The 10916-nt window shown below is 65.3% G+C and carries 10 protein-coding genes; 5 read left to right on the top strand and 5 right to left on the bottom strand.

Going from position 1 to position 10916, the window contains the following annotated elements:
• Positions 1 to 186 (top strand): hypothetical protein (locus tag PG898_RS21345; protein WP_442865805.1); only part of this gene is annotated, 186 nt, incomplete at its 5' end.
• Positions 187 to 600: 414 nt separating this feature from the next.
• Positions 601 to 741, top strand: coding sequence for a hypothetical protein (locus PG898_RS06640; RefSeq protein ID WP_263685282.1), 141 nt, complete (start codon positions 601 to 603; stop codon positions 739 to 741).
• 104 nt (positions 742 to 845) lie between these two features.
• Here the strand turns inward: PG898_RS06640 and PG898_RS06635 are convergent, their stop codons facing one another.
• Genes PG898_RS06635 through PG898_RS06625 form a run of 3 tightly spaced genes read right to left on the bottom strand, consistent with a single transcriptional unit; the run spans position 846 to position 5029 of the window.
• Positions 846 to 1910: a lipocalin-like domain-containing protein gene (locus PG898_RS06635; RefSeq protein ID WP_270823935.1), complete on the bottom strand. Its 1065-nt coding sequence runs from the start codon at positions 1908 to 1910 to the stop codon at positions 846 to 848.
• Positions 1907 to 4327, bottom strand: coding sequence for an FtsX-like permease family protein (locus PG898_RS06630; protein ID WP_263685279.1), 2421 nt, complete (start codon positions 4325 to 4327; stop codon positions 1907 to 1909). Before PG898_RS06630 ends, PG898_RS06635 begins: the two co-directional genes overlap by 4 nt.
• Before the next feature lie 21 nt (positions 4328 to 4348).
• On the bottom strand, positions 4349 to 5029 hold the full coding sequence (locus PG898_RS06625) for an ABC transporter ATP-binding protein (protein WP_263685278.1): 681 nt from the start codon (positions 5027 to 5029) through the stop codon (positions 4349 to 4351).
• A gap of 152 nt (positions 5030 to 5181) precedes the next feature.
• On the opposite strand from PG898_RS06625, the gene PG898_RS06620 reads away from it, so the two are divergent.
• From PG898_RS06620 to PG898_RS06610, 3 genes are all read left to right on the top strand, one after another.
• Positions 5182 to 5655 (top strand): DUF4357 domain-containing protein, encoded by a 474-nt coding sequence (locus tag PG898_RS06620; protein WP_263685276.1) that lies wholly within the window; start codon positions 5182 to 5184, stop codon positions 5653 to 5655.
• Positions 5656 to 5780: 125 nt separating this feature from the next.
• On the top strand, positions 5781 to 7208 hold the full coding sequence (nhaD, locus tag PG898_RS06615; RefSeq protein ID WP_270823936.1) for a sodium:proton antiporter NhaD: 1428 nt from the start codon (positions 5781 to 5783) through the stop codon (positions 7206 to 7208).
• A gap of 29 nt (positions 7209 to 7237) precedes the next feature.
• Positions 7238 to 7804: a pyridoxamine 5'-phosphate oxidase family protein gene (locus PG898_RS06610; RefSeq protein ID WP_270823937.1), complete on the top strand. Its 567-nt coding sequence runs from the start codon at positions 7238 to 7240 to the stop codon at positions 7802 to 7804.
• Between the two features lie 80 nt (positions 7805 to 7884).
• Here PG898_RS06610 and PG898_RS06605 read toward each other — a convergent pair whose 3' ends face one another.
• Positions 7885 to 9087, bottom strand: a complete 1203-nt coding sequence (locus PG898_RS06605) for a Bcr/CflA family multidrug efflux MFS transporter (protein WP_270823938.1) — start codon at positions 9085 to 9087, stop codon at positions 7885 to 7887.
• A 116-nt stretch (positions 9088 to 9203) separates the two neighbouring features.
• Positions 9204 to 10850 (bottom strand): hypothetical protein, encoded by a 1647-nt coding sequence (locus PG898_RS06600; protein WP_263685269.1) that lies wholly within the window; start codon positions 10848 to 10850, stop codon positions 9204 to 9206.
• Positions 10851 to 10916: the final 66 nt, after the last annotated feature.

The raw sequence follows: 10916 nt of genomic DNA, 5'->3' as shown, positions 1-10916 counted from the left end.
AATCTCTTTTCTGGTCTGACGGCGCTTACTGCTGAATTCACTGTCGGCGAAGGTGAGCTGATGACTCATGATGAACCTTGTTCCATGGCTCCAGATGACAAACATGATCTCATATCAGGGACTTGTTCGCACCTTCCTTTATGCCAGCCTGGCATGGCTGTTATGTTTTATATTTCATCAATTTGATTGCCGATGGCACATGGTCAGGAAGAATTTTGGCATCACCTGACCCAGGTTTCCCCTCTGCCAAATAGATAGGTCGGCCACTTGTTGAGGGTGATCCCTGTCATCCGAAAATTATCGACCCTCCAGCTTACTGCCTGTATTCCCTTCTCTTCCAATAAAGTCAGGATATATCCGTGTCCTCCTCCTGTAGCAGGCCATACCTCTCCATCACCAGACAGAAGATACGGTGGGTTTGTGAGAGGGAAATGAAGTTATGTGAAGCCCAGGTGAAGTCGCTGGTGTAATTGCGGGATACCCACTTTTTTGGCAATGCCCACCCTGACGACAGCTTGCTCAGAAAGGTGGGCAACAGAAAGGTGGGGGCGCAAGATTCTTGCCGGATATTGAGTACCCAAGGGCCGGCGGTCAAGGGTAATGCCGGGCCGGGCAACGGCCAAGGAAGAGGCGCTGGCCTACGTCGCCGCGTTCGAGATGCCGGATACCCGCAAGACGACCCTGGTGGTGGGTTTCCCTGAACAGCACGGCCTGATGATGGTGGGCGACAAGCAGCCCTGATCCCGTCTTGATATCCCGTCACAGCACTGCGTTGTTACCCCGGCTTGGCCGGGGTTTTTGATGGAGAGTGGGCTGTCACCAGAGGGGTAAGCAGGGGGCAAGGCTCAGTAGCCGGTCATCTCCAGATAACCGACCCCCTTGGCATCTCCCGAGACAGAGACGGCCCCTTCCCAGTAGTCAAAGCGCCCCGTCATGGCCTGATCGGGCTGTCGAGCCTGAATGCGGAGGTTGAGATCCCCGGCCTTAAGCTGCCACTCGATGGGGTAGGGCTGCCCCTTGGGGCCGCGCCAGGTCTTGCCGGGGGTGAGGCGGATCTGCTCAGGATCCAGCACCCGGCTGCTGCCGTCTCGTTCAATCAGGATGCCGTAGCGGTTCTCCGGCTCCGTGCGCCCTGTCTTGGTGCGCAGGCGAAACAGCATCAGCTCGCGGCCATCTTCAAACTGCAGCGAAAACCAGTCCCAGCCTGATTGCCACTGGGCCAATACCGAGCTGCTCCACTCGTGATCAAACCAGCCCTCACCGCTGACGTTGCGGGTCTCGCCATCCAGGGTCAAGGTGCCGCTGATGGTCAGGCGCGGGTAGGAGTAGTAGAAAGAGGCGTTGCCCGGGCTCTTCTCGCTGTAACCCTGTTTGCCTTGCAGCACCGCTGGCTTGGCGGCACTTACCTGCAAATCAAGATCCCCCGCCTTGCTCTGCACCTTGAGGGTGGCGGGAAAGAGCGATTCCCCTTGAGAGGTAAGCCGCCACTCTTTCAGCCAATACTGACCGCCGCTGGCACCGGCGAGCCCTGGCCCCTGGCGGCTGGTGCGCTCGTCCTGCTGGTGGCTGCCTTTGCTCACATCCGTGATGGCGAACTGGGCCAGCCAGAGCTGGGGCGTGAGCCAGGGGTTGTCGGATGTTATCTCCTGCTCGATGCCTTGGCGAAACAGGGTCCACTGCATGCCGTAGCCGCGCCCCTGCTCGTCTTTGAGGTTGCCGGTGAGATACCACCACTCAGAGCGGTAGTCGGGGTGGGCACTGTGATCCGCGGGCAGGTTGATGGATTGACCCGGCAGGGCCTTTTTGAAGTGATCGTTGCCACCGCCAAGGATGGCGCCCAGATCGTTGGCACTGATCCCGGCGCCATACAGGGTGCAGATCAGCGCCAGCGACCAGATGATTGCTTTCATACCACTCTCCTTGCGGCGTACCAGGAGGCGAGCGCGCCACAGACGGGGGCGAGCAGGAGCGCCGTGACGGCGTGCAAGGGGGCGGCCTCGAAGGCCAGCCGCCAGCCGAAGGCGCGGGGGTTGACCACCTCAATCAGCACCCAGGCAAGGCCATAGCCCACCGGCAGGGCCAGCAGCGCGGTGAGCAGCCCCAATCCTGCCCCCTGCCACACCAACAGCCGGCGGCAGTGGCGGGGGCCTATCCCTAAGCTCTGCAGAGTCTGCAACTCCCCGCGCCGGGCCAACCCCAGCACCATAAAGGCGGAGCCGATGCCGACGAAGGCGATGCCGAGGATCAGCAGTTTCAATAGCTCGGTCACCACAAAGGTCTGATCGAACACCTTGAGGGCGGCGGCGTGGATGGCGGGGGCGGGTAGCAGGTTGACACTCTCGCCAAGGCGTGCGCGCAGCCGATCGCTTAGGCCCTCGGGGTCTGGGCTGAAGAGGGCGAGGGATTGCACGGCCCCCCCTTCGAAGGCGTGCAGGATTTGCCCCTTGTCGCTGCCGTAATCCTGATAGACCCCGGTGACGGTGAGAACCCTTGGCCCTACTTCGCTCGTCACATCCAGGGTCTGGTCCACCCTGACCCCGAGGCGCACAGTGAGCGGTTCGCTCGCCAGCACCTCGTCGGGGGCGGCGGGCCAGCGTCCGGCGAGCAACGGGTAGGCGGCTTTGAGCTCAGGGATAACGTCCATCTGCGCCCACTCGATGGGGTGTCCCTGCCAGCGGGCGGGGAGCACGGCGCGGCGCGAGGCGGCGCTCAGCTGCGGCTCGGCGAGTATGGCGGTCAGGGTCTGCTCGCTCAGGTGGCCTCTGTTGCCCGCCACCCCCTTGGGGGCGCTGACATAGAGATCGGCGGCCAGACGCTGGCCGAGCCAGATCTCCACGCTCGAGCGAAAGCTCGACACCATGACCCCGATGCCGATGGCTGCGGCGATGGCAAGTTGCAGCGCCATCACCGCAATGGCGGTGCGATCCAGATGGTATTGGGTCTCGGCCACCCCGAGCCGGACGCTGAGAGGGCCGTGCCCGCGCAGCCGCCCCAGCAGCGCGCGTAGGGCATCGGGCAGGGCGAGGGCCATGGCGAGCAGCCAGCCCCCGGCCACGAAGAGGGCGCCCCCCAGACCGGTCTGCGGCAACAAGAGGCAGAGGGCGCACAGCAGCAGTATGGCGATGGCGAGCAGGCGCCTGCGCCAGGGGTGAGTCGGAGGACGGCTGCTCCCCTCCCGCAATTCAAGAGGGGATTGGCGCAGCAACTGCCACCAGCCGGGGAGGTTGGCGGCCAGGGTGCCAGCCAGGCCTATCAGCAGCGCCTTGATGAGGCTTGCGGGGGAGAGGCGCAGCAGGTCGATGGGATTGGGGCCATAGAGATCCGCCAGCGCCTGGGTGAGCTGCCCCATGAGGGCCAGCGCCAAGAGGCTGCCCAGCAGCAGCCCGAGCAGGGTGCCGATGGTGGCGAGGATGGAGAGCTCCAGGGCCAGCCAGCGGAGCACCCGGCTTGGCGGCATCCCGAGGATGATGAGCTGGGCGAGCTGGGGGCGGCGCACGCTCTGCACGAAGCGCTGGGCGTTGAACACCAGAAACAGCCCCACCGCCATGGCGAGCAGGGAGAGGGCGCTGAGGTTGAGGGCCAGGGCATCCCCGAGCTGGCTGGCATCAAGGGCCGGGCTGATGGGCTCGAGCCAGAGCGGATTATTTGGGAGAGCGGCTTGCAGCGCGGCTTGCAGGGTAGGGGCCTCTGCCTCCGAGAGTTTGAAGACGATGCGATCCAGCCGGCCTTCTTTGCCGAGCAGGGGTTGGGCGAGGCCGATGTCGGTCACCAGCAACCGCTCCATGGGGACGGCACCTGGCTCGAAGGTACCAGCCAGGGTGAGGGTCAGCGTGTGGGGGCTTTCTTCGTCTGCGCCCAGCATAAAGGCCCGCGACCGCCCCGGCGACCAGCCGAGGCGTTTGGCCTCGGGGGCTGAGAGCCAGACGCTGTCGGCGCGGCTCAGGGTGAAATCGGGTTCGTGTCCCGGTTGCTCGCCAAAGAGCCGGCGCAAGGGTCCCGGGTTGAAGAGATCCATCCCCAGCAACTGGAAGCTGCGGCCCTGCTCGTCCTTGAGCCAGGCGTGCAGCTCTGGCATGGCGTCCAGACCCGGCTGGCTTCGCACCAAGTGCACATAGAGCTGTTCATCCAGTCCGCCGCTCGGGGCCAGCCGGTAGTTCGCTTCCCCCGCGAGCTGGCTGCGGGCGGCGACGAAGTTGGTGCGGGCGCTGTGGTTCAGAAGCTCGATGGCCACCACCAGAGTGACCCCCAGCATCAGCCCGGCCAGGCTCATCAAGAGCAGCCAGGGGTGGGCGCGATAGAGGCGCAGCAGCGCCTTCAGGGGCAGCATCAGCGACCTCCGTGGCAGAGGTTAGCCATGGTGGCGCCCCTTGAGCTCGACCAGTTGCCCCCCTTCCAGGCGCAGCACCCGATCCGCAAGTGCGCCATAGCCCGGGTTGTGACTCACCAGCAGGAGGCCGGCGCCGGTATCGTGCACCGCCGCCATCATCAGTGCCATCACCTGCTCGGCGTTGTGCTCATCGAGGCTCCCGGTGGGCTCGTCCGCCAGCAGCCACTGGGGCTTGTGAATGAGGGCGCGGGCCAGGGCCACCCGCTGGCGCTGGCCGCCGGAGAGCTGCTCCGGCCAGGCGTGGCGCTTGTGGCTCATCCCAAGGCGATCCAGCAGGGCAGCGAGGCGCGCCATGTCGCGGGGCAGGTGGTTTATCTCCAGGGGCAGGCGAAGGTTTTCCTCAACGGTCAGGGTCGGCAGCAGGTTGAAGTCCTGATAGACGATGCCAAAATGCCGGCCCCGCAAGCGGGCCCGCTCGTCCGCTGGCAGAGTGTCGAGCCGGGTCTCCCCCAGCCAGATCTCCCCCTCGTCCGGGGCAATGAGACCCGCGATGAGGTTGAGCAGGGTGGACTTGCCACAGCCGCTCTGCCCCAGCAGCAGACAGGTTTCGCCGGGGGAGAGCCGAAGATCCAGCCCCTCGAACAGGGGGAGCGTCTCGCCGCCGCTGGCGAAGCGTTTACTGAGGTTGCGCAGGTTCAGCATGGGATAACCGGTTGATGGCCAATGGCTTTCACAATGTCAGCCACTATGCCAGTTAGTGATCGCGCCTGCAAAAGGGATGAGGATCCTCGCTGGATCCCGCTCGCCAGAGGTGGTTAGAATAGGGGCCTCCATGGGTCACAGGATGAGCAAGGATGTTACACAAGCAAGTCAGTTTTATCGTCGACAGCAAGGGGGTCAAGCAGGCTGCCGTGGTCCCCATCGATATCTACAACGAGCTGATGACCCTGCAAAAGGCGCTCTCCGACAACAAGCCCGGCGAGCGCGAGCTCTACCACTTCAACGGCAAGGGGGCCGAAGCCCATGGTTATCCGGTGGGCAAGCGGCAGAATCCCGGCTTCATGGTGCAGGCGGGCTCCACCGCCAACGGGGAGGATGCCGCCTCCCTGCGCGAGGCGGTGATCGAGCTGCGCCAGGAGCTGCTGGCCAAGGGGGTGCTCATCCCCCGAACCGAGGGGGGCTTCGTGTTCGGCACCGATCAGCTGTTCAACAGCCCAAGCCTGGCCGCCAGCTTGGTGGCGGGCAACAACAGAAGCGGGCTGGATGCCTGGCAAAACAGTGCCGGCTACACCCTCAAGCAGTCCGGTTTCGGCAAGAAGACCCCCTGACGTCCCCTGTTCGGGCCGCGCCGCCTGCCCCGAGGCGGGCGGTCCGGCCTCAGGGTCGGGATGGCGGTGACTTCCCTGTTCACTGCTAGCCTCAATGCCAGACGGTTCTCAAGAGAAGCGCACCCATGTCTGGATCCTCACGCCTTGCCCCCTTGCTCGGGCTCTGCCTGTTCTGCGGCCCCGCCCTGGCCGATGGCGGCCCCCTTTCCCTGACGCACACCGGCGTCGGCCTCTTCGCCCTCGTCATCTTCGTGCTCGCCTATCTCCTGGTGATGGCCGAAGAGTACCTCAAGCTGCGCAAGTCCAAGCCGGTGCTGATCGCCGCCGGCATCATCTGGATAGCCATTGGCGTCGTCTATGCGGATGCGGGGCAGAGCCCCCTGGCACACGAGGGGTTTCGGCAAAACCTGCTGGAGTATGCCGAGCTGATGCTGTTCCTGCTGGTGGCCATGACCTACATCAACGCCATGGAGGACAGGTTGCTGTTTGCCGCCCTGCGCGCCCGCCTGGTGCGGGCGGGGCTCAGCCTGCGCACCCTGTTCTGGCTCACGGGATTTCTGGCCTTCTTCATCTCCCCCGTGGTGGACAATCTCACCACGGCACTCCTGATGTGTACCGTGGTGCTCAATGTGGCCAACGGGGATCGCCGCTTCATCAACCTCGCCTGCATCAACATAGTGGTGGCGGCCAATGCCGGCGGCGCCTTCAGCCCTTTCGGCGACATCACCACCCTGATGGTGTGGCAGGCTGGCAAGGTACCGTTCGGCCAGTTTTTTGCGCTCTTCATCCCCGCTCTGCTCAACTTCCTGATCCCGGCCAGCCTGATGAGTCTGATGGTGCCGCGCCATGCCCCCAGGGTGCTCGATGAGGAGGTGGTGCTCAGGCGCGGGGCCGTCACCATAGTGCTGCTCTTCCTCCTCACCATAGGGACCGCCGTCGCCTGCCATCACCTCCTGGCGCTGCCCCCGGTGCTTGGCATGATGACGGGGCTGGGTTATCTGCAATTCTTCGGTTTCTACCTGCGCAAGACACAGCGTGGCATCCTGGCGCGGGAGCGTGCACTCTACGAGCGCACCGGCGACCATGCGCGCCTGCTGCGCCTCGGCTCCATAGTGCCGTTCGACGTGTTCAACAAGATTGCCAAGGCGGAGTGGGACACCTTGCTCTTCTTCTACGGGGTGGTGATGTGCGTCGGCGGGCTCGGTTTCATGGGGTATCTGGCGCTGGCATCCCAGTTCCTCTACCAGGGGGATCCGACCCAGGCCAATGTGGTCATCGGCCTGCTCTCCTCCGTCATCGACAACATTCCGGTGATGTTTGCCGTGTTGTCGATGGAGCCGCAGATGAGCACGGGGCAGTGGCTGCTGGTGAGCCTGACCACGGGCGTGGGGGGCAGCCTGCTCTCCATCGGCTCCGCCGCCGGGGTGGCCCTGATGGGCCAGGCCCGTGGCATCTATACCTTCGTCGGCCACCTCAAGTGGTTGCCCGCCATTCTCCTTGGTTATATGGTCAGCATAGGGGCGCATCTGTGGCTCAACAGCGCCCTGTTCTGAGCGCCATGGACATTGCAAAGGAAGGGATGATGGGACAACTGTTCGAGGCGCTCTCGCCGCGCCACGTGGCCTTTATCGAGGCGCAGAAGATCTTCTTTGTCGGCACGGCGGCGGGGGAGGGCACGGTCAACCTCTCTCCCAAGGGCGGGGATTCGTTGCGCATCCTCGATGCCCATACCCTGGCCTGGCTCAACCTGACCGGCAGCGGCAACGAGTCGGCGGCCCATGTGTTGCAGAACCCGCGCATGACGGTGATGTTCTGCGCCTTCGAGGGGGCGCCCATGATACTACGGGCCTATGGCCAGGCGCGGGTGCTGCACCGGGGCGATCCGGACTGGGAGGCGGCGCTGGCGCGCTTCCCGGCCAGCGTGGCGGCCCGCCAGATCTTCCTGCTCGACATTGAACGGGTCCAGACCTCCTGCGGCATGTCGGTGCCCCTGTTTGACTATCAGGGGGACAGGGAGGATCTCGCCAACTGGTCGGCGCGCCAGGGCAAGGAGGGCATAGAGGCCTACTGGCGCAAGAAGAACCAGCTGAGCCTGGATGGGCTGGAGAGCGAGATCCTGGCCCGCAGCGGCTTGGAGGCTGACGCCTGAGGGCCGCGCCCCTGATGCAAAAAGCCCTGTCCGGTGGACAGGGCTTTTTCGTGTCAGGCTAACCTGAGCCGAAGGGATCGTCAGGCCGCCCCGGCACGCTTGCCGGTGAGCAGCCAGTAGCAGAGCGCCGAGCCCAGGCCACAGGCGGCGATGGCCATCGCCATGGGCAGTGGCGACTCGGGCGGGTTGAGGTTGACCAGGATCCCCACCACGGCGCCGATGCCAAAGCGCAGTGTGCCCGCGAGCGCCGAGGCGGTGCCTGCCGACTGGGGGAAGTGGCCCATCAGGCCGGTCATGGCGTTGGCCCCTACCAGGCTGATGTGGCCGACGAACAGTACCACCGGGATGACGATGCCCCACAGGCCGCCGGTCTGGCTCCAGGCGTTGTAGATGAGCAGGGCCCCGGCGCAGGGCAGCACCATCAGACCGTATTGCAGCATGCGCTCGGCGCCCACCCCCTTGACCAGGCGGCTGTTGACGAAGGTGACCACCATCATCAGCAGTATATTGAGGCCAAACAGCCAGCCGTAATGCTCGGTCGGCACCTTGAAATACTCGATATAGACGTAAGGGGAGGCGCTGATAAAGGCAAACATGCCCGAGCTCGACAGGGCGCCGCACAGCACATAGCCCATGGCGCCGCGGTGGGAGAGCACTCCCCAGTAGTTGCGCAGCACCTGGCCGAGCTTGAGGGGCTGCCTGTGTTCAGGTTTCAGGGTCTCCTGGATCTTCCACTGCATCACCACGCAGATGAGCAGGCTGATGCCCACCAGCAGCCAGAAAATAACCCGCCAGTCGGCATGGGCGCTGATGTAGCCGCCCACCACGGGGGCTACCAGGGGGGCCAGCGTCATCACCAGGATGACGAAGGACATGGCCCGGGAAAACGCATCCTTCTCGAACAGATCTCGCAGCAGGGCATTGACCACCACGGATCCCGCCGCCCCGCCGGCGGCCTGCAGCATCCGCCAGGCCAGCAGCTCCGGCAAGGAATCCGCCAGGGCGCAGCCCACCGAGGCCACGGCGAACATCGTCAGGCCCGCCAGGATCACCGGCTTGCGGCCGAAACTGTCGGCGAGCGGCCCGTAGAACAGCTGGCCGATGGCGAAGCCGCCGAGGAAGGCGCTGATGGTGAGCTGGGCCCCGTCTATGCTGGTGGTCAAGTCCCGGGCGATGGCCGGAATGGCGGGCAGGTACATGTCCACCGCGAGCGGGGTCAGGCCCGCCAGGGCGCCGAGCAGGATGAACAGGAAGCGGGGAGAGAGGGTCGTGGCTTGGGGCATAGGGTATCCGAGTCGTGGCAGGGCCGGGAAAAGAGGCAAGTGTTGAGTCTATCAGTTTTGGCAGGCTTGAGCAGGTCTATCCTGGCCCGGGCCCTGAGATCAAATCTGCGACGGGCTCAGCGCACCGGACGGTATGCCCGGTGGCGGCAGAGGAGCAGGAGCCAGCCCAGCCACCCGAGCAGGGAGAGGGCATTACCTGCCCGCTCGGGCCAGCGCGCCGTCAGCCTGAGGGTGAAGCTGTGGCTGCCCGCCGGCACCCAGAGCTGCATCAACCCCTGGGGATTGGCGCTCACCGTCAGCATCAGGTGCTCGTCGAGCCAGGCCTGCCAACCGGGGTAATCATACTGGTGCAGGACCAGCCGGGTCGGCACGGTCGCCGTCACCGCCAGGGTCAGGGTCCTGGGTTGCCAGCGGTGCAATGTCCAGCTGGCGCCCGGGGGATCGGCGCTCACCGGGGGCTGGAACTCGTCCTTCCAGGCGAGCAGGGTCGGGGCGAACATGCCCCCCGGCACCTGCCTTGGCCTGTACTCCCGGGCGCTGCGCTTGCTGTCGAACTCGAACGTCATGGCCTCCCGGGTGGGGGCCTGGGTGAGGGGGGCGTGACGGACGTAGGCGAGGGTGGTGATCAGGGTCAGCAGGAGTGTTCCCCACCAGAACCATTGCCAGGGGCGGTGCGTGGGGGTACCCAGCGCCACCACGGCGACCGTGGCCAGGGTGAGGATAAGATTGAGTCGCCAGGGAAACTGCACCCGTTGCAGGGGGGGCAGCAGGCTCCAGAGCGGCTGGCTCACGGGCAGCATCATCAGGAAGGCGATGACGCCGATCGCCCCCCAACACAGGAGCTCGGGGTGGCGCGGCTCGCGGGCGGCGGCCCAGGCGATGAGCAGCAGGGCCAGGGTCAGCAGGCTCTGCCACGCCAGGTGCCCACGAAAGCGCCAGTCTCCCCAGCCCGAGGGCAGGCGGTCCAGGAAGTTGCGCCGAAAGTCGAACATGCCGCCGCGCATCAGCTCCATGGAGATGGCCCCCTGATCCGCCAGGGCGGGCAGCAGCAGGGCGGCCGCCATGCAGAGCCCCAGTCCCTGGGCCCCCAGAGCTATCCAGCAGGGGTGCAGATCCCGTACACGCCAGGAGAGCCAGAGGGCGCGCACGCTGACCAACCCCATCATCAGCAGCAGGCTGGGCAGGTGGGAGAAGGCCAGCAGCGCCAGACCCAGGATCAGCAGGGGCAGGCCCTGGCGCAGGCCGCGATGGGCGAGATCCTGGCCAAGCAGGATCAGCGGCGCCCAGGCGAAGGCCCAGAACTCCGCCAGGGCGAAGCGGGCATAGAGATCCATGGCCAGGTGATAGGGCAGGATCAGGTAGAGCAGGCTGACCGCCAGGGCTCGGCCCGGGGGCGTGGTGGCGCGCAGCCACAGATAGGCGAACGTGCCGGAGAGCAGCAGCGCCAGGGTGGCGCTGCCGAGCAGGGGGTAGATGGCTTGCTGGGCGGGGGCACCGGGGCCGGCAAAGAGGGCGCTGACGTAGTAGGGGAGCGGGGGGTAGAAGAAGAAGGTGGGGCTGCCAAAGCCGCCGTTCATGGCCATCAGCCAGCGAGGATAGAGCTCCCCCTGCCACAGCTGGCGGGCAAAATAGTGGCCCGAGAGCAGGTGGTGGAACAGATCGTGCCCCTGAGTGCCCCCCTGCAGCCAGACAGGCAGCACCAGGAGCGCACTGGCCAGTGCCAGGATCAGGGGCACCAGTGCCCACTCCTTGCCTCCCTTCATGCATCCTCTCCCTGCCACGCCCATGCGCAGTGAGTGTAGACGAGTCAGCTGACGCAGCGACGCGTT

It is taken from the genome of Aeromonas sp. QDB31 (genome assembly GCF_027707605.1).
Taxonomy (GTDB): domain Bacteria; phylum Pseudomonadota; class Gammaproteobacteria; order Enterobacterales; family Aeromonadaceae; genus Aeromonas; species Aeromonas media.
The sequence above is the reverse complement of the archived record's forward strand: the minus strand, read 5'-3'. Positions and strand labels throughout refer to the sequence as shown.